Raw genomic sequence first — 19,353 nt, forward strand, 5'->3', positions numbered from 1 at the left:
ACCCGAAAGACTTTTCAATAATTTCTCTCTGATTTTCATTTGGATATATCCTGAATTTGTATGCTTTATTGATTTTCACTACTTTCACCACCTTTACTTTTTACCTTGACTCTGAATATATTTCTTTTAGCCTATTGCTTATATCCTTATTTATTACTTCTCTTCTGTATTTTATAACTAATACGAGATGATAATGCACTAGGAATACTGAATGATTATTTGTATCTAATTTCATCATTACCACTCATTTCCACCATTTGATACTGATTATCTTTTAGCACAAAAAAAATAATAGAAGCAAGTTGTGTTTACGCATTCATCTCCCACCTATAGAGGATGGGAGACTTCTGCTAGTTACGTTAAAATTCAATACTCCAGCTTACTTAAAATATAAACAACAATACAAATATATATGTTATGGAAGTTTCTCATCTATGGAGTTATTATAAAACTCCTCAATATATTTCATATTTAAGCTAGTATTAATAATTTTATACTTTCTTATTCTATGGTCACCTGTTACATGAATGGAAATAAAATTCTTATTTTCTATAATAACACCAATTAGACCATTCCCCTTATTATAAATACTAATCCAATAACTATCATCCTCTTCACGAGGTATTGACCATTTATACTCAATAAGTTGAAGTTTATCTAAGTATCCTAAAAACTCATTAATTTTATCAATATCATTACAGATTTTATGATTACACTCTTTTGCTATTTCAATTTCATTAAATTGTTTTTCTGGATATTTACTTAATATCAAATCATTGAATGAACCACTTCTGGGATATTCATTATATACTACAATAATTGTAACTATAATAATTATAGTAATAAAAATTTTTTTCATTTCCTAATTCTCCCTTTAAAATTATTATTTTTTATTTGGGGCAATATAGCAATAGGTATAATCAGATGAAAACTCAATTACATATATTGAATAACGTATGTCAATCGTTGGGATACCAATATCTATAAATAATGCACATCCAATTATACCATATTTATACTCATTGTCTAAATAAAAGAAATATAATAGCAGGTAATATATATACGCTAAACATATGTTTATTAAAAAAGTAAATCTTTGAATATGAGAATATTCCTTTACCCCAGGAAATAGAAAAGGGTTTTTAGCCAAAAAAAGCTCTAAGTATAAATATACCTAGAACTTCTTTTTAATCTTTGAATATTTTTTATTTGGAAATAATTCCTAATACATTGCAAAACTACATTTTTTATATCTTTCTGCTATTGTAATAATAGATATTTTTCTTTTATAATATCCATATTTTTATTTTATTATCAGTTATGCCGCTATTTTTTGCTGTTGTGAATCAATTAAATTCTTTATTTAGTACAGTAAATAAGAAAGATACAACACAACTAAAGTTAAAATTATGTCACATCAAATCTACAAATTGGAATTTGATGAACTCCGAATTAGCTCTTTTACGTAGTTATTTTTTCTTAACAGGAATCCAAATTTCGCTGTAGTAGTTTTCATCTTGATTACCTTGCGGATAATCAGCCGTATTGGTGTACATTTCAATATTGTAACCTGCTGCAATTTCATAATCCTTGCAATTAGGCAGCCATTCTGAGAAAATTTTTCTATTCACATCTTGCAGAGATTTCGGCATTGCACCCTTGCAAGCAAAAACAGCCCACATGTGTTTAGGAATAATCTTTGTAACAAAACCATTAGGTATTTCTGTAGACGGATTATAATTGTCTGCAATCACATATTCAAACTCATCTGAACCCATGCTCTCATCTATGCATACTCCGTACATTCCGCATACAAATTTCTCCTTTCCTGTTTGATAATGCTCTGTCCAAAACTGTGGAATTTCTGTAGTTGCACTATCATATTTAAACACCTTTGATACGCCCATGACAGTAAACGAATCTTTTTCAACAATTTTGTAATCCATAATATAACCGCCTTCCAATGAAAATTTGATTTTCAGCGGAGCAAACGATTTAATCATTGCTCCATCTTTTCGAACAGCAGTAGGTGTGACACCATGAAATCGAGTAAACGCTTTTGTGAAACTATCCGGTGAGGCGTAGCCATATTTCAGTGCAATATCAATGATTTTTTCATCAGTGGAAACAAGCTCACTACCGGCAAGGGTAAGCCTGCGTTGTCTGATGTACTCTCCGACCGTAAAACCACAAAGCATTGCAAAGCCTTTTTGGAAATAGAACGGAGACATAAATGCTTTTTTTGCAATATTTTCTATTGCGATTTCTTCAGTGATATTCTCCTCAATATAGTTGATAGCTTCACCGATTCCTTCAATCCATCCCATACTCATCACCCCTGTCTGTACATATATCTTATCTCTTTTCAAGCGGTTGCTCCCGACTTTTTGTGTTATGTTTTGTCTTGTCTAAAAGATTATTAAATAACCTGTACATAAAATTACTATTTGTCTGTGAATTATATAAATAATCTTTTCTTAACAGTTTTCTACTATTTTGCAGTAACACATTATATGTTTCTACTACACAATATCTTTATATTATTCAACATCATTATACATGAAATTATACCATATTAAACCTTTAATTCATAAAATAGTATGAATCTAATTGAAACATATGAAAAGATCTTTACATTAGTTTTCAAAAAAAGCAAATAAAGCTGCTGAATTAGCAACATCACCACAAACATAAATGTTTACATATATGTTTGTGGTGATGTAAATGTTTGTGTAAGTATTTATACTTATATTTCTAGTGTTATTTAAATTTCTTTCTGCTATTGTAATAATAGATATTTTTCTTTTATAATATCCATATTTTTATTTTATTATCAGTTATGCCGCTATTTTTTGCTGTTGTGTATTAACTAATTCTTTGATTTTCGGTGTTTTATCTCATCATAACTATAAGTCTATTCTTCAAAAGTTGAAGTAAATCTTTCTCTTTTTGACTTAACTTCGTTTTGTAATGCTTTTTTGTATTCTTTATATTCTTTTGAAGAAACTATATCTTGTTTATCTGTACTATTTAAAAGAATATTTGAATTTGCACCACTAACTAAAATCGTTCCATCTGGCTGAGCATATCCCATTGAGTCTTATAGAAAATAACAATCCAAACTTACTACTTTATTTAAAATAATTTTTAACATACTGCTTATCTAGCAGCTGTCGTGAAATCTTCATACAATTTTAAATTTCTAAAAGATACTATAGCTTTTTCAAACTGCTCCAGAAACAACTTTGACTTAGATTGCTTTTCTTTAAACTTTATCCATTTCTGTTTCTGATATTCCCATTTTTCCCGTTCATTCTCTGTAATTTCATTTTCAAATAAATTAAACTCTCTCATTCTGCTTTCATAAGAAGCATTGAGATTATCCAGTACAGTTTCAAATAAAATATCATAGGCTGCTTCATCATCCTTTTTAAAATCCAAAATCTCTTTTTTAATGTATTTCTCATACTGCTTTCTTAACGCTTCTTCTTTACTTACTTGATTATTCTTGCATTCAGCTTTTTCATGATCTACAAAGTCAATAATATGTTTGTGAGTTTTTTCTAGATTAACAGTTCCTGACTCTAAAGCAAACCTAAGCATACCAGGAAAATTTTTCACAGATTTTTTATTCTCAAACTCTTTTTCCTGAAGCCATAGTATGTATTTCACTATCTCCCATTTATCATACTTATATAAAATCTCTTTTGACACAACTTCACTAAAACCCTTATGTACTAGAAAACTCCATAAATCCTCTGGAATTTCCATTTTAAATTTTAAATCTTCCTCACCACTTATAGTTTCAATTTGCTTGTATGTTATTTTTTTGATTGTATCTTCCTTTGTACCTTGAAATATAAAGTATACACACTGTTCTTTTACACCATTAACTAATATTTCATCACCAAAAAAATAATCTGAAATAACATTAAATTTCTTAAGATAATTCAGTGGATTTTTCAGCTTTTCCTTTATTTTTGAAGGCTGATGCTCATATATATAGAGTTTGTCTCTAATAACCTGATAGCTCCTTTTTATGTATCTGCATCTATGTCCATTTGGCAGGTGCGAATTTCCTTTAAGATACATATAAACCCGTCTTGTAAGTCCTCTTGAAGGCAGTGTAAAATATTCTTTAGGATTAATATATTTAAAAAACTCATGTCTTATATTATCAATAATAAGCCTGTTGAACTGAACTTTACATTTTGTCTTTACTTTCTCATTTTTAACTCTTTTTTCACTATCAAGTTCGCAGTCCGTTATTAAACTAAAACTTTTAGTTTTAGTTTTTAAATACTTATCATTCTTTTTATCAAAAATAACTCCATTAGTAAAAGTAAAATATTTTGCATCATATAGTCTAATTATTTCTTTTACAAGCTTATCAAAGCTTTTGCCTCCTATTGATTTATTCATAAATTTCGCTAGTTCATATAATGTAAATTCCATTTCATCATTATTTAAATCATAAGTGTTTTCAGTTGAATTAAAACAAATTGGTGATAATTTTTGAATATATAAACCTATGAGACCATTCCATACATCCATAGTAGTCATATTGGGTATAGATGACATTATAAGCAGTTCTCTTTTCATTCCTTTGCTATCATTCCATACCTTATAAACAACGGGAAATTTTTCATAGTCGATATCAGTAGATGTTTCTGTAAAATTTTCCTTTAGCATTTTTAGAACCTTTTTAACACTAGTGCTTACAATTGAATTACTCTCTAGCTGCCCTACTGTTGTGATTTCTTTTGAGCTTGATATAAAAAGAGGCGATTCTATTATGTTGTTATCTATTATACTTGAATTGCTCTTTATCACTTTATTTTTTTTATCTTCTTTCTTAATTTCCATAATTTACTCCTGAATTAATTTAGTTTTCCACAACTCTATATTATCATAATTTTCTTGTACCTTATAGAAAATTTCTTGTACCTTACAGAAAACTATCATTGTACTTTATAGAAAATTTCTTGTACTTCACAGAAAATTTCTTGTACCTTATAGAAAAACATCCCCTTTCAGCCTTTGAAATAAGCCCATTTACAAAAATGTATATAACAACAACATATATACTGTATATTGTTATTATACTGTTCTTTTACTGTATCTTTACTATACAACAAATCACCTTTAATTTTTGATTTTATCCACATATAAAAAGCACTCCAAATGGAATGCTTTTATTAATATTAAAACTTATTTTCACCATCTTTTTGTCATAGTTAACCCCAAATCTGTCATATTAAAAATCTGTATACATCTTATATTAATGCCTTTTAAAAATAGAATGAGTAAAACAACACCTAAAGTTGTTTTTTGAATAATTAACTTTATTTTTCTTAGAATATAGTTTTTTAAACATAAAACCAAGATTTATAATAAGTAAAATAGTCAATATTATATGATATGTATCAGGAATAAGTCTTACATCTGATGCTGCAATTATATGATGTGTCCCTTGAAAATATTTATTATATCCCAAAAGCTTTTTTGATGAAACTCCAAAGAAAGTATATCTCCAATGGTCTATAAATGTTATAATATTCCACAATACTAATGATTTTTCTCATATTCTTCTTTTATCTTATCAATGGTTTTCCCACCAATTCCTATATTTTCATCTGATAATTCTTTTATAGTTGTTATAAAAAATTCACTTGGAACATTCATTATTTCAGATGCTATATTTGTGATTTTCTCAATCAATTGTTGTTTTTGTTCAGCAGTCATTCGCCCACCTTCTATTGTAATATATGGCATTTTTATTTTCCTCCTACTATTATAATTAAATTAGTTTTTACTGCACATTTTCTTTATGTTATGAACTTAATTAGCTAGTTATAATATTTGAGTCAAAAAAACGTTCTTGAAATTCTATAAGTGCCTTAATCTGCTCTTTACTATATCTATTAGGATATTTGCAAACTATAAGTTTATCTTCATTATCATTTTTTCTATGAACTACTGCTACCACAATTCCTTCAAACTCTTTCAATGGTTCAAATTCTCCAAGAATATATGCATCTATTTCTTCACCATCTCCTGAAACTGTATTAGGAATATATCCATAATTAAGTGTATAGTATATATCATGTTTGGGATGTTTTGCTGTTATGTCTTAACTATTACCTTAAATATTAGTTGTTTATCCACAATACCCAAATATTACAAAGAAATATTTTTATAATTCTAATTTGTCTAAATCATTTTCTATATATACTTCAATTCCATTTTTAGTTAATAATTCTGCTGTAAAACCAGTTCCTTCTTTAAGTTCCCCGGAAAATGTTCCATCATATATAGAACCGTAACCACAAGATGGACTTCTAGACTGTAATATTGCTTTTTCAACACCAATAATTTTAGCAATTTCTAAAGTCTTTTCTGAACCTTCAATGAATTTTTTAGTAAAGTCTTGTCCATCTTTGCTTACTATTTTTTTATTTCCACTTTTGTCTATAATAATTTCACAACAAGCTCTTGGTGTTGGCAATCCTGCTAATTGTTCCGGGCAGATAGGAATAGCTTTTCCTTGTTTTACTAACTCACATATAGTTTCATGCGCACTATTTTCACCATTATATCTACAATTTACTCCTGCTAAACATGCACTTACTAAATACATTTTGTTACATCCTCTCTTATTAATATTTGATAATGTCATTCATTATATATAATTTAAATTTTTTCATAATTTGCTACGCACTTTCTTTATATTATTCAACATCATTATACATGAAATTATACCATATTAAACCTTTAATTCATAAAATAGTATGAATCTAATTGAAACATATGAAAAGATCTTTACATTAGTTTTCAAAAAAAGCGAATAAAGCTGCTGAATTAGCAACTTCAAAGTATAGATATATTTATAGGTATTACTTTCTATCACCCTCATGTTTCAATCCTTGTTTTAATGGAAGTTGCTCTTAAGCTTAATGATGGAGTGCCATATGAAAGCCCTTCAAAGTTTCAATCCTTGTTTTAATGGAAGTTGCTCTTAAGCCCTTATTTCTTTACAACTCCTTATATATCAATAATTTGAGCTTGTTTTAAGACGAGCTTAAAATCAAGATTTTTGGGTGAAAAACACCCTGNGCAGCTTTATCAATGTCTTTCGTAAATCAGGTTTGTCCTGCTACAAAAGTTTCATACAATTTATTATATCTGTTTTTTCAATATATGTAAATTGTATATTTAAGACAATTTGATTTTTAACTAGAAAAGAATAAAAACTATTTAAATTAAGAACTACAGCCACTTTAAAATACAAATAACAACACAAACATATATGTTTACATTTATGTTTGTGTTGTTATAAATGTTTGTGCAAGTATTTTTGTAAACTTATATCTTTGTAAGTAGTCAGCTGTGCCGCTATTTTTTGCTGTTATGTATTAACTATTTCTTTTAATTCTTTCTTTAAAATCTTCTTTTTTTCATTCATTATTGTAACTAAATTAACATCTAGTTTATCACCTGGTTCTAATTGATGATAACTAAAATAATCATCAATTGCTGCTGTTAATTGTCCATATTTTACAATTAAATTATAGTTGTTTTTGCATAGAGCAACTCCATTATTATCATATACACCTGGAGTATTTTTTGAATTATCTATAAATTCCTTAGTAATTACTGTAGCTGTTACTTTTTCTACTTTTTCAATCTCAACTTTCTTCATATCAGCTAGTAGATTCTTCTTAATAAGTAGTGCTAAAATTATTGCACAAATAATAGTATATACACTTAAAAACTGTATTAAAGGTTTAAAAAATTTAAAATTAAATAAGTCCATTTCATTTCATTCCTTTTTTTTCTTCTTCTAATTTTTTCAATGATTGTTGAAGGGATTGAACTTCTGCTACACTTAGCTCTGTAGCCCTTGATATAAGCTTTATATCCATATCCATATCTAACAATCTTTTTGCTATTTCTTTTATTTCTTCTTCCATTGCTTCTTTAAATCCTTCTTCCCTTGCACTGCTTATCATATTTGCCCTTTCATGAGCTGATTTCTCTCTCCAATCCATCACTTATTCCTTCCTTATTTTTTTATTTTTCCACCGACATTTTCTCTTTAGATTGTTCATCAATTACTTGTACTATTTTACCATAAATCACCCTTCCAATGCTTTATTTTCAAACAGATCCGTAATCTATTATAATTCTATAAGGCGATAAACTTCGTCTATATCATCCTGTGAGATGCCTAAGTAAAGCTTCGTTACTGATTGATTACTATGATTATATAGCTCCATCAGAACTGGTAGTGGTACTCCCTTTTTCCAACTGTGATATCCAAAAGTCTTTCTCAAACTATGGCAGCCTATTTTTTCTTTAACTCCTATAGCTTCACAGCTGCTCTTTACAATTTTTAATGCCATACTTCTTGATATAGGCTTATTTTGCCCCTCTCTGCTTATAAAAATATAGTCTGATGGTTTTATATGTCCAAGTTCTTTTTTAAATAAGTTCTACTTCGTAATATTAAAAAAATAATTTATATAGTTTAATATATAAATACCCAATAATATAATTATACCTACAAGTAACTTTTTTGATACTGTATATTTTTTACTGTTTGTATCAACATTTATTAGGTATATCCCTATAAATATATTGAATGACAAGACTACATTTCTAATAACATTATCATTAATATGTGCATAATAGTAACTAGCTGTAAATAAAAAATAACTATAGCAAATTGGTTTTGCAATAAAATTTATGATTTGTTTAAATATATTTTTTTTCATTGTTTAAACTCCTATGCAATGCTTTATTTTCAAGCAGATCAGTAATCTATTATAATTCTATCATTCTATAAACTTCATCTAGATCATCCTGGTTGATTCCTAAATATAATTTAGTTACTGATTGATTGCTATGATTATACAGTTCCATCAGAACTGGTAAGGGTACTCCCTTTTTCCAACTATGATATCCAAAAGTCTTTCTCAAACTATGGCAGCCTATTTTTTAAGCTTATGAAGAGCATCTACAGCGTTCTTATTTAACAAAAACTTCTTATCCTTTCCAGTTTTCTTTTCTTTAATATAAACATGGGTTTTGAAGGTCCTTTCTTCAAAATCATATACATCATTCCAGGTTAAATTTAATATATCACTGATTCGTAATGCTGAATTTAAACCTAAAACTATTAGAGTATAATTTCTTATATTATCTGCTCCTAACAAATATTTTTTTAAATCTTTTATTTTTTTCTCTGATCTTATCGGTTCAACTCTCTCCATTTTTATCATTCTCCTTATACGTTCTTTAATTACTCATATTGATATTATACTAATATTATGCGTAACTGTAAAATAAAAAAGAGAACATAATAAAAGCGTAAAGCCTTATTTTTAAAGACTTTACGCCTGTTTCACCAGTTACGCACAATGTATATTGTGCGGAACTCATAAAGCTTTTACTTTCTTTTTTTATTTTCGTTCAGTAATTTTACTGTACAATTAAATGTATCCTCATCTATAAATCCATTAGCTACATTTTTAGGATTCAACAATATAAATCTTATAGAGCTTTTAGACCAGTCCTTACCTCGTTTAGTTTTACTTCCTAACCAATTTAATTCATCAGCAATTCCTTGTAGACTGCTGCCATCTAAATATAAATTATATATATTTTCTATAACTTGTTTATTGGAATAAGCCTTTCTGCCTGCTCCTCTTTCGTTCAGTTTAATTTCTGTACTATCTATTTGTTCCTGGAGACTCTTTATTGTCTTTACTAGCTCATCTCTTTCTTTTCTATATCTATCTCTTAAATTATCATAGAGTTTTTTATATTCACATGTCATATGTTTCTGATCTTCCAGCTGCTTAAGCAAAAAATCAAATTCTTCCCTAGATACTATATTTTCTTTATCTCTCAAACTGTCTATTTCACTATTAAGTTTACTGATTTCCTGCATGTTATAATCATTTATTTTTTCTAGCTGCTCTATCTTATCTTCCAGCATTTTTTTAGTTACTCGAGCCATATACTCACCACTTTCGTTCAATTATTAATTTATAATCTATTTTTATTGTACTATTTATCAAATTATAGTTCAATTATTAATTACTAATCATTGAATTTATTAATGTATAGTTTTACTTCATAAGGCTATAAAACTATACATTCAAAAACAATAATATAAAAAGAGCTTAACACCAAATCAGTGTCAGCCCTTTAATATCAATACTTATACCCATTTAAGTGAATGTAATGTTTTATTCAAAAGTTTACATTCAAATCAACAATAATATTTTCTTAAATTTACCTCATAAACACAATTGAATATTTTTTAAGTAATGATCCCACATGAAGTTAATCAAATACTTCATATGGGATTTTTTAATGCAAAAAACTTATAATTTTTACTTTAAACTCAAAATTTAGACAAATATCTGTTTTTCATTCAAAAATATTACAAAAAGTTTTTTTTTTACATTTAAGGTTTACATATCCAAGTAATATTTCGTTTTTATTTGATATATTTTTATTCTTTTTGTGAAAGAGGGGTTATATGAAGTATTCATTATATGAAATAATTGAAAATATTCAAAACGGGGATACTGAAAAAATTTTAGATATCATAAATAAATTTAAACCACTAATTAAAAAATTTAGTAGAAAATTAATTTATGAAGAAGCTGAAACAGATTTAACAATATCTTTTATCGAAATGATACAAACCATGAATTTAAATAATTTCACTTCAGAAAATGAAGGTAAAATTATAAATTACATAAATAGTGTTATAAGAAATAAGCATATAGATTTATTTAGAAAATATGTATTAAGACGAACAGAAGAAGTTGAACTTAATTTAGATATTCTAATAGATTATACAAATAACAGCATTGAAGACAGTATTTTAATTGAGGATTTACTTAATAGACTTCCTAAAATACAAAAGACAGTTCTAAAAGAGAAATTCATAAAGGATCATTCAGATATAGAAATATCCCAAAAATTAAATATATCAAGACAAGCTGTAAATAAGACAAAGAATAGAGCCCTAAAAACTCTACGAAACTATTTATGTGTAACTTGCTAATAGTATAAAGGGAGTAGGTGAAATTAGTGGAAAGTGAACTTATTAAAGTAGCAGCATCACAAGGAATTTGGGCAGCATTAAGTGTTGCACTTATTTTTTATATCTTAAAAGCTCAAGAAAAAAGAGATGTTAGACAGGAAGAGAGGGAAAATAATTATCAAGATATAATATCAAAGCTTACAGATAAATTTAATATCGTTGAAGATGTAAAAAAAGATGTAGAAGATATTAAGAATTTTGTATTCAAAAAAGAAAACTAAGAGGGTGATTTAAATGAAGATTATAGAAACAAATTTGAACTTTGGAGAACTTCAATATGGAAATAAACACACAGCTATAGTACTTCATCATGCGGAACACAGTACTTGTAGTATATATGACATTCATAAGTGGCATATATATGATAATGGCTGGAGTGGAATAGGTTATCACTTCTTTATAACAAAAGATGGACAAGTGTATAGAGGTAGACCAGAAGATTCAATAGGAGCTCATTGTAAAGGTCACAATTCTTATACACTAGGTGTTTGTGTTCAAGGCAATTATATGAATGAAAATATGCCAAATGTGCAGAAAAAATCATTAATAGAATTATGCTCATATTTATGTAACAGATATGGTATAAAAATAATAAAAGGTCATAGAGAATTGGGTCAAACTAATTGTCCAGGTACAAAGTTCCCTTTAAGTGAAATAAGAGAATCCATTATAAATAATAAAAAGGTAGTAGATTCTTACACTGTAAAGTCAGGAGATACATTATGGGCAATATCAAAAAAATACAATATGTCCGTTGATACATTGAAGAAATTAAATAACTTAACTACAGATGTAATTTATCCAAATCAAATATTGAGAATATTGTAATCAGCTTTTTAAATAAAGCTGATTTTTTACTTTTTACAATAAAATAAAAAAATTTTTTAATATAGGTTTACATATTCAACCTTAAAACCGTTTTTATATATTGTAAGATGAAACGAACCGGTAAGTTAATTTCTTATAAAATATTAAAATTAAAATTAGAAGGAGATGTATATTATGTTAAGATTTAAAGGAGATTGGAGTGCAGATACACCTGGGTATAATTATCATAAAGAAGGATATAATGTATATACAGATGTAGATTTTGGAATTTGGGGTAAAGATGCAGTTTTTTGTATCAAAAAAGATAAAGGGATTGCAATTTCTTTAATTCATGGAAACACAAAAAGCTTAGGAAAGAGAATTTTACCTACGGAAATTTATGAACTTTGTTCAAAAGCAAGAAAACAATACAAGCATGATTTTGGAAAGGATTTTCCTGTAAACGAATCGGCAATGACTATGGAAGTAATGATGCATGTAGCACCAACATATTTCTTAGATTCAATAGATATTGATGGAATAACAGGTCTTATACCTAAACGCTGGATTGAAAAAATCAAAACTAAGTTAAGAAGTATTGATACTAGTTGTAAATATGCAGATATTAATCTTGGTGATAGCCAAAGAAGTTTTGATAAATTTTTCACTATACTGTATAATTTAATGTATTAATAAAAAGGTATACAATCACATTGTGTATCTCAGATTGTTCAAAAACCCCATGTTTTTCGTGGGGTTTTATAGCGCTTTAAATTATTTATGCGAAAGCATGTAAAAATATATTTTTACAATAATAGGGGTAATGTAACTGTAGCTGTTACGAAAGGAAACAATAGTATAAATATATATTTTACTTAAAATCAATTTTGACAAATTGAATAAATTCCTTTGAATTTTTCATATTAGTCTAATAAATATTTTTATAGCAAATTCCCTTTCAGCATTAAAAAGTTATTTTTAGATTTAAAACGAAGATGGATATATTATCACATCTGAAATTTATTTGAAAAAATATTAAAACTTAATGTTTTTTCAAATAAAGGTATTGAGTTTGCGGTTTATCGTAGCTACCCTAGAATTACCCCTTTTAGGATCTTCTACTCTCTCCGCGTTTTCCAAAAGCACCACAGTTCCTAATCGTAGTGTGACAGAATCTATTTTAAGATTTACCAGGAATACTTTAAAACACCTTAAAAATATTAAATAGCCTTTATGTTTAGCTAAATTTGTAATATAATATTTTTAATTACAGTCAACAATTCAGGATTTTCGAACAACTTAGTTTTACTTCTCCACTTAGAACTTAAAAGAGAACTTCATTAAATTAAAAACGAGGGATTGGAATGATAAAGTTTAAAAAAAATATTAAAATAATATTTTTAAATTTATTACCAGTAATATTAATTCACATGATATTTACAGTAACTGACCATATACTAGTAACCCAAAATTATCAAGTAGAAAAAATGCTTAAAGTAAGGCGCCAAATAGGAACTATTGAAATGTATTTTTGTTTTTTTATAATACCGTTATATTTAGTTGGAGTTAATATAGTATCTTATATGAAAAATAAATGTTACTCGTATTCAAAAAGAGTAAAGTTAATGTATATTAGTATATTTAGTGCTAATGTATGTGTATATTTTTTTAATAAACTAAATACCCCTAAAGATATTCCATTAGATTTAGATAATTTTATAATATTTATTACTATATTAATACCACAAATTATTTTTTTAGGGGTATTTAGTTTATTAGGATTTTTAATCATTAAGATAAAAATGAAAAAACATTTACTATAGGATATATATAATAAAATTTACAAATAGTTTAAAGTATTTGGGGTAATGTAATGCTAGCTGTTATGGAAGGAACATTTAGTTACTGTATATGAAAAAGTATTAAATCTTGATATTATTTCAAGTAAATTTCAGATGTGATAATATATCCATCTTCGTTTTAAATCTAAAAATAACTTTTTAATGCTGAAAGGGAATTTGCTAGAGAATATAAATATTTTTGTGTAAATTAATTTTTATAAGATAATTAGATTTGGAAATTGCTACTGTAATATATTTGCAGTAGTAATTTTATTTTTTTAGGATATTACTAATAGGGGTATCGCCAACATTTCCGGCAAAACCCACGCTAAGACAGAAAATGGTTATAAAACATAGTTTTTACCCACGTTAAGCCAGTTAGGTGGGACGCCGAGATAGATGTAAAAATGGGCCACTAGGATGCAAGTTATAAAAATCACATAAAAACCTTGTATATCAATGCTTATAGCCATCTAGTGGCCGGTTTTTACACGTATCTCGGCGTCCCACCATTACATTACAATTTCTATTAGGCCTAGCTGCGTTTTTTTCGAAATTTTGCATCAAATATGCTTCAATCTAAGTAATGTCAATGGATATATCATATAATTGATATATCCTTTTTTAATTTATATTATTTAGGTGTACAGTCAAAAAACTTACAAGATTCTAGACCATTTAAAATAGTGCTAATCTATAGTCTAAAAAATTATAAAAATACTATTTATAGACTTTAGTCAAATTTATTTAAATAAATATATACTTATATCCATTCTCATAATAAAATATTGATTATGAGGATGGTGGAATTATGATATATGGATATTGTAGAGTAAGTACTAAACATCAAAGTCTTCACAGACAAATAGATGCACTCATTAATTATGGAGTGAATAAAAGATTTATATTTTCAGATAAATATAGTGGTAAGACATTAAATCGAGAAGGATTAAATGAACTTTTATCTATAATCAAATCAGGAGACACTTTAGTAGTAAAAGAAATTGATAGACTAGGAAGAAATCGCAAAGAAACAAAAGAGCTGATACTATTCTTTATAAAAGAAGATATAGAAATAGTTTGCTTAGATATGCCTTATTTAAAAGAATTTATTATTGATAAAATTAAAGGAAACGAGGGATTTTTAGAAATAATGGCTAATGCCCTTTTAGATGTAATTTTAGAAGTTGCAGAACAAGAAAGAAAAAAGATAATAATTAGAACTTCTGAAGGTAGAAAGAAAGCTATTTTAGAAGGTCGCAAGTTTGGAAGACATTCAAAAGTTCCACTTGATGAATTCAAAGTGTACTATGAAAAGTTTTTAAAAAGAGAAATGAAGGCTAATGAGATTCAAAAAGAACTTAGTATAAGTAAGCAGTCTTATTATAATTACATAGAAAAGTTGAAGATAAACTATGATGAATTTTAGATATTCAGTATTATCAAAAAAAGAAAGAGATAAGATAATAGATTCCTTTTTCTCTGAAGAAAACAGTGCAACTGATTTTTCTTTAACTATTGATGAAATACATAGAATTAAAAAATTTAATAAGCCTTACATTTCTTTAGGATACGCATTACAATATTTATTTCTTAAAAGTAGGGGGATTTCACTTTTAAATTTGCATGATTTGATTCCAAAAAAGATTGTTAATCACGTTGCTGAACAGATAAATTGTAATCCAAAAAGACTAGATAAATATTGGGCTATAAAAGCTACTAAGTCTAGGAATTTTCAAGATATAATTAGAACTTTAAATTATAGTAGATTTTATATAAATGCTGATATAGAAAGACTTATATACAATATAACTTTATCTACTGGAAACAAGTTCTCCATGGTTAAGAGGTTTATCGAGGAACTAAAGTCTAAGAAAATAATTATACCAAACCTTTCAACTATCGAAGAACTTATTTCTAGAGGAATTGCAACAACGGAAGATATTATATATAAAATAATATATGGTCAAATACAAAATAAAGATAAGTTAGATGAATTACTTAGCATAGAGAAAAATGGGATATCACGTTTCTCTAGAATAAAAAATACATCTGTTAATACTAGTTCAAATGGAGTAAAAGAGTTATTAAAATTGATTAAAGAAATTAATGAGTATGGAGATATGGTTGATTTGAGTTTCCTAAATGAAAGTAAAATTAGATATTTCAATACACAGATTCAACGATCTCATAAAATTAGAATAGAGAGATTTAAAGATACACATAAGAAATATAGTTATTTAGCCATGTTTCTATATTTCAAAAGAAAAGAATTTATGGATATGGTAATAGAGGTAACTTCAAACCATGCCTACGCTATATTAAAAAGAAGTAAAAGAAAAACTCAAGAATATAACTCTAAAAATCAGGCGAAGTATAAAGCAAATTCTGAAAAACTCAAAATGGTTGTTAAAAATATTCTTGAGATTGATAGTTTCAATGATTTCAAGAAATATCAAGACTCTATATCTGAATTAAAAATAGAACTAGATTCACAAAAGATGATTTAGAAGAAATTGATTTTCTATTGAAATCATATCAAAGTATAGACTATATAAATGACCTTTTAGATGTAATTGAATTTGATAGCAATACTAAACCAGAATTAATAAAATTCCTTAGGCAATTTAAAAATCAAAGAAATAAAAAGAAAAATAAGGTTGATATTTCATTCTTTGATTCAAAGTGGCAAAAGAATATTAAAAAATATGAGTATAGTAAGAAAGTACTTGATATGACTTTGGTATACACAATAAGAGATTGTATAAGATCAGGAGACTTATTTGTTAGAGAGAGCAGAAAATATAATAGTTTCGATCATTATCTTATTGCGCCTATAGAAAATTCAGATGATAAAGAAACACTAAATTTTATTGATAAACTTAAAAATTTTGTTCAAATGCCTAAACAATTTGAGCTTAATAGAGATATAGAACAAGATGAAAAAAGCACCTTTAGTAATAAAATATATAGCTATTTTCCTAAAATCACTATGGCAGAGATTTTATATGAAGTTAATAGATGGACTAATTTTTTAGAAGACTTCAAAGGTTTTCATCAAAATAAAGTTGAAAAACAAAAGGTTTTAGTCGCATCATTGCTAGCTGATGGTCATAATCTAGGATTTGCAAAGATGTCTATTGCTAGTTCTATAAATGAATCTGCTTTAATAAGAGCAAGTGAGTTTTATTTAAATTATGATAATATATCAAGGGCTCAAAGAAATTTGGTAGACTATCATCATTCCCTTGAAATAGTAAAGAATTGGGGTAGTGGGCAAAGTTCATCTTCTGATGGTATGAGGGTACCTATAAGTTCAAAAACTATATATGCTGATTATAATTCACATTATGGAAATAGAGGTGGAGGTATCTATAGACATGTTAGTGACCAGTATACACCTTATTATGTTCAAATGCTTGAAGGCAGAGACAGTAATCATGTTTTAGATGGATTATTATATCATGAAACATCTCTTGAGATATATGATCACTCTACTGATACTGCTGGATATACTGAGCAGATGTTTGCTCTAACTTATCTTTTAGGATTTAACTTTAAGCCTAGAATAAAAAATCTCCAACAACAGCAACTATATGCTTTTGAAGGTTTTGAAATGAATAATATAAAGTTTAAAAAAATAAATGAAAAAATAATACTAGAAAACTATTCTGAAGTTATGAGATTAGTTGAATCTATTGGTTGTGGTAAGGTTAAAGCCTCTTTAATACTACAAAAAATAAACTCATACAATAGAGATAATGGTGTTGCAAAAGGATTAAAAGAAATAGGTAGAATCTTAAAAACAAAATATATAATCGACATTATACAGATGGAGAACTACGAAAAGAAGTTCAAAAGATGTTAAATAAAGGAGAATCAATTAATTCAGTTGCTAGATTAATCTTCTTTGGTAAACATGGAAGACTTAATGAAAATACATTAGAACGACAACTAGAGAAAGTAAGTTGTTTAAATATTTTATTAAGCTCCTTAATCATTTGGAATTCTAGGTATTTAGAGAAGGTTTATAAAGAAGTGAAAGAGGAACCTTGGTTTGATATAGAAGAATTTAAAAGAGTTAGCCCCCTTGGTACTCAACATGTTAACTTTTTAGGAAGATATGTATTTGAGAATGTAGAAATATCTACGGAAGATGGATTAAGACAATTAGAAATCAAAGTTTGAGAGTAATAACTCTTAAACTATTGGTTTTACTGTGGTTGAGGTATGTTTGATGCAAAATTTCGGAAAAAACGCAGGTAGGCCTATATGTATTAATAACCTATGCTAATCATTGTTTTATGTTGTTTTAATGCTGATTCGCACATTATAATTAAAGCATTGGCAAATTCAATCAACTCATTCTTATTTACATTTTGTTTTATAAATTCCTTTTCTAGTGAATTAAGAATAGTATCTTTTTTTAATTGTTTTGCTGCTCTTAATAACTTTTCAATTTCATTATGAGAAAATATTTTGTCACTATAAGGATCTATTTCAGTTAATATACTCACAGCATCTCCAAAACACTCTCTATAATTCCATATAAAGTTGTCAATATCTTCTTCAAATAAAAGATTAAACTTACGAGTAGCCTCTAAAAAATCATTTGCAATGGCAAAATTTACTCCTACACCCATGTTATCCTCCTATATATTTACTATTTTACAGGAAAAGCCGTAACTACATTACCTACTTCATCTATAATTACTCTTATTGTCTTACATGCTTTCTTTCCATCATATCCTATTACCCCGCTATATGTTTTTTCAAAAATATATCCTGGTCTTTTGTTTGAATTTGGTTTAACTACTGAATTAGGACTTTTTAAAACTTGATCAATAGCTCTTTTGATATCAAAAGCCCCTACAAATTTACCAGTGTTACTTGCTGTTGAAGTTGGACCATGTCTGTATAAGATATGTGTTATATATCTAGCTTCAGTCATTTTATATCCTTTTGCTAATTTACGTACTGATTTAATATCACCCAGTTTGCTTACAACTTTTAAAGAGTTTTTTATAATTTTTGCACCTTTTGTAGTTTTAGCAAATTTCTTAAGTTCTTTTAATTTAATGACAAATTTTTCACCTTTTCTAAAATATGCAGTTGATGGAAGAAATGGCATTACAGCTGCTGAATCAAGAACAGCCCATCCAAATCCTGATAAAGACGGACTTGATATAAATTCGCTCCATGATTGTACAGCCATAACTACATCAACAACATCCCAAGGACCTATTGCTCTTTTTTTCTTTTTTTGTGATAATCTTTATCTATATAATAAACTTGTCCAAATTCACTATCTTCTTGATATAAAACTTCTAAATATGGATAATCTTCTTTTAATTGCTCTTTTAAATCTTCAGTACTTATTTTTGTATTATTTGTATTATTCATTGCAAATGCATTAATGCTTGAGCTGAAGAATATTACAACTGCTAATAAACTTATTACTCAACTTTCGCACTTGTATTTTAAGGCGTTAGCCTGTGTTTTCAGTATTTCTAGCATAAAAAATAGAAGAACATTCCTCCATTTGGTATAATTGAATCACGACAAACAACGACCAAGAAA

The 19,353-nt window shown here is 27.2% G+C and carries 22 protein-coding genes and 3 pseudogenes; 7 read left to right on the forward strand and 18 right to left on the reverse strand.

Annotated elements, in window-relative coordinates; all coding sequences use genetic code 11:
• The 15 genes and pseudogenes from OIO11_RS17235 to OIO11_RS09185 all read right to left on the reverse strand — a co-directional run.
• Window positions 1–91: helix-turn-helix domain-containing protein (locus OIO11_RS17235; RefSeq protein ID WP_442781273.1), on the reverse strand; the 91-nt coding region annotated here is incomplete at its 3' end.
• A gap of 24 nt (window positions 92–115) precedes the next feature.
• Window positions 116–235, reverse strand: a pseudogene (locus OIO11_RS09125) (transposase); the annotation flags it as partial.
• 180 nt (window positions 236–415) lie between these two features.
• Complete coding sequence (locus OIO11_RS09130; protein WP_268071145.1) at window positions 416–859, reverse strand: hypothetical protein; 444 nt, start codon at window positions 857–859, stop codon at window positions 416–418.
• A 610-nt stretch (window positions 860–1,469) separates the two neighbouring features.
• Entirely contained in the window at window positions 1,470–2,327 is an 858-nt protein-coding gene (locus tag OIO11_RS09135) for an AraC family transcriptional regulator (protein ID WP_268071162.1), read from the reverse strand.
• 587 nt (window positions 2,328–2,914) lie between these two features.
• Complete coding sequence (locus OIO11_RS09140) at window positions 2,915–3,094, reverse strand: hypothetical protein (protein ID WP_268071146.1); 180 nt, start codon at window positions 3,092–3,094, stop codon at window positions 2,915–2,917.
• A 65-nt stretch (window positions 3,095–3,159) separates the two neighbouring features.
• Window positions 3,160–4,866: a replication initiator protein A gene (locus OIO11_RS09145; RefSeq protein ID WP_268071147.1), complete on the reverse strand. Its 1,707-nt coding sequence runs from the start codon at window positions 4,864–4,866 to the stop codon at window positions 3,160–3,162.
• 702 nt (window positions 4,867–5,568) lie between these two features.
• A complete protein-coding gene (dmpI, locus tag OIO11_RS09150; protein ID WP_268071148.1) occupies window positions 5,569–5,775 on the reverse strand; it encodes a 4-oxalocrotonate tautomerase DmpI in 207 nt (68 codons plus the stop codon).
• 70 nt (window positions 5,776–5,845) lie between these two features.
• The gene (locus tag OIO11_RS09155) at window positions 5,846–6,130 is read right to left on the reverse strand and encodes an inorganic diphosphatase (protein WP_326497932.1); all 285 of its coding nucleotides are present in this window, start codon (window positions 6,128–6,130) and stop codon (window positions 5,846–5,848) included.
• Between the two features lie 66 nt (window positions 6,131–6,196).
• A complete protein-coding gene (locus OIO11_RS09160; RefSeq protein WP_268071149.1) occupies window positions 6,197–6,640 on the reverse strand; it encodes a DUF523 domain-containing protein in 444 nt (147 codons plus the stop codon).
• 768 nt (window positions 6,641–7,408) lie between these two features.
• Complete coding sequence (locus OIO11_RS09165; RefSeq protein ID WP_268071150.1) at window positions 7,409–7,816, reverse strand: hypothetical protein; 408 nt, start codon at window positions 7,814–7,816, stop codon at window positions 7,409–7,411.
• A 1-nt stretch (window position 7,817) separates the two neighbouring features.
• Window positions 7,818–8,051, reverse strand: coding sequence for a hypothetical protein (locus OIO11_RS09170; protein ID WP_268071151.1), 234 nt, complete (start codon window positions 8,049–8,051; stop codon window positions 7,818–7,820).
• Between the two features lie 129 nt (window positions 8,052–8,180).
• The gene (locus OIO11_RS09175; RefSeq protein WP_268071164.1) at window positions 8,181–8,468 is read right to left on the reverse strand and encodes a tyrosine-type recombinase/integrase; all 288 of its coding nucleotides are present in this window, start codon (window positions 8,466–8,468) and stop codon (window positions 8,181–8,183) included.
• A 460-nt stretch (window positions 8,469–8,928) separates the two neighbouring features.
• Window positions 8,929–8,982 (reverse strand): annotated as a pseudogene (locus OIO11_RS17240) (hypothetical protein); the annotation flags it as partial.
• Between the two features lie 11 nt (window positions 8,983–8,993).
• The gene (locus OIO11_RS17245; protein WP_442781270.1) at window positions 8,994–9,275 is read right to left on the reverse strand and encodes a tyrosine-type recombinase/integrase; all 282 of its coding nucleotides are present in this window, start codon (window positions 9,273–9,275) and stop codon (window positions 8,994–8,996) included.
• A gap of 176 nt (window positions 9,276–9,451) precedes the next feature.
• A complete protein-coding gene (locus OIO11_RS09185; RefSeq protein ID WP_268071152.1) occupies window positions 9,452–10,024 on the reverse strand; it encodes a recombinase family protein in 573 nt (190 codons plus the stop codon).
• Window positions 10,025–10,552: 528 nt separating this feature from the next.
• On the opposite strand from OIO11_RS09185, the gene OIO11_RS09190 reads away from it, so the two are divergent.
• The 7 genes and pseudogenes from OIO11_RS09190 (at window position 10,553) to OIO11_RS09220 (ending at window position 17,961) form a co-directional block, all read left to right on the forward strand.
• Window positions 10,553–11,086, forward strand: coding sequence for an RNA polymerase sigma factor (locus OIO11_RS09190; RefSeq protein ID WP_268071153.1), 534 nt, complete (start codon window positions 10,553–10,555; stop codon window positions 11,084–11,086).
• Window positions 11,087–11,112: 26 nt separating this feature from the next.
• Complete coding sequence (locus tag OIO11_RS09195) at window positions 11,113–11,346, forward strand: BhlA/UviB family holin-like peptide (protein ID WP_268071154.1); 234 nt, start codon at window positions 11,113–11,115, stop codon at window positions 11,344–11,346.
• Between the two features lie 13 nt (window positions 11,347–11,359).
• Window positions 11,360–11,953, forward strand: a complete 594-nt coding sequence (locus OIO11_RS09200) for an N-acetylmuramoyl-L-alanine amidase (protein WP_268071155.1) — start codon at window positions 11,360–11,362, stop codon at window positions 11,951–11,953.
• Between the two features lie 174 nt (window positions 11,954–12,127).
• Window positions 12,128–12,625: a hypothetical protein gene (locus OIO11_RS09205; RefSeq protein WP_268071156.1), complete on the forward strand. Its 498-nt coding sequence runs from the start codon at window positions 12,128–12,130 to the stop codon at window positions 12,623–12,625.
• Between the two features lie 1,959 nt (window positions 12,626–14,584).
• A complete protein-coding gene (locus OIO11_RS09210; protein ID WP_268071157.1) occupies window positions 14,585–15,202 on the forward strand; it encodes a recombinase family protein in 618 nt (205 codons plus the stop codon).
• Window positions 15,189–16,283: a DUF4158 domain-containing protein gene (locus tag OIO11_RS09215; RefSeq protein WP_268071158.1), complete on the forward strand. Its 1,095-nt coding sequence runs from the start codon at window positions 15,189–15,191 to the stop codon at window positions 16,281–16,283. The genes OIO11_RS09210 and OIO11_RS09215 overlap by 14 nt, the downstream gene beginning before the upstream one ends.
• Before the next feature lie 482 nt (window positions 16,284–16,765).
• Window positions 16,766–17,961, forward strand: a pseudogene (locus tag OIO11_RS09220) (Tn3 family transposase).
• 89 nt (window positions 17,962–18,050) lie between these two features.
• On the opposite strand, the gene OIO11_RS09225 reads toward OIO11_RS09220, so the two are convergent.
• The 3 genes from OIO11_RS09225 to OIO11_RS09235 are packed head-to-tail and all read right to left on the reverse strand — an operon-like array spanning window position 18,051 to window position 19,176.
• Complete coding sequence (locus OIO11_RS09225; RefSeq protein ID WP_268071159.1) at window positions 18,051–18,416, reverse strand: hypothetical protein; 366 nt, start codon at window positions 18,414–18,416, stop codon at window positions 18,051–18,053.
• Between the two features lie 20 nt (window positions 18,417–18,436).
• Complete coding sequence (locus tag OIO11_RS09230; RefSeq protein WP_268071160.1) at window positions 18,437–18,988, reverse strand: hypothetical protein; 552 nt, start codon at window positions 18,986–18,988, stop codon at window positions 18,437–18,439.
• Window positions 18,989–19,014: 26 nt separating this feature from the next.
• Entirely contained in the window at window positions 19,015–19,176 is a 162-nt protein-coding gene (locus OIO11_RS09235; RefSeq protein ID WP_268071161.1) for a hypothetical protein, read from the reverse strand.
• Window positions 19,177–19,353 lie beyond the last annotated feature (177 nt).

The organism is Clostridium sp. ZS2-4, from assembly GCF_026719745.1.
Lineage (GTDB): Bacteria > Bacillota > Clostridia > Clostridiales > Clostridiaceae > Clostridium_H.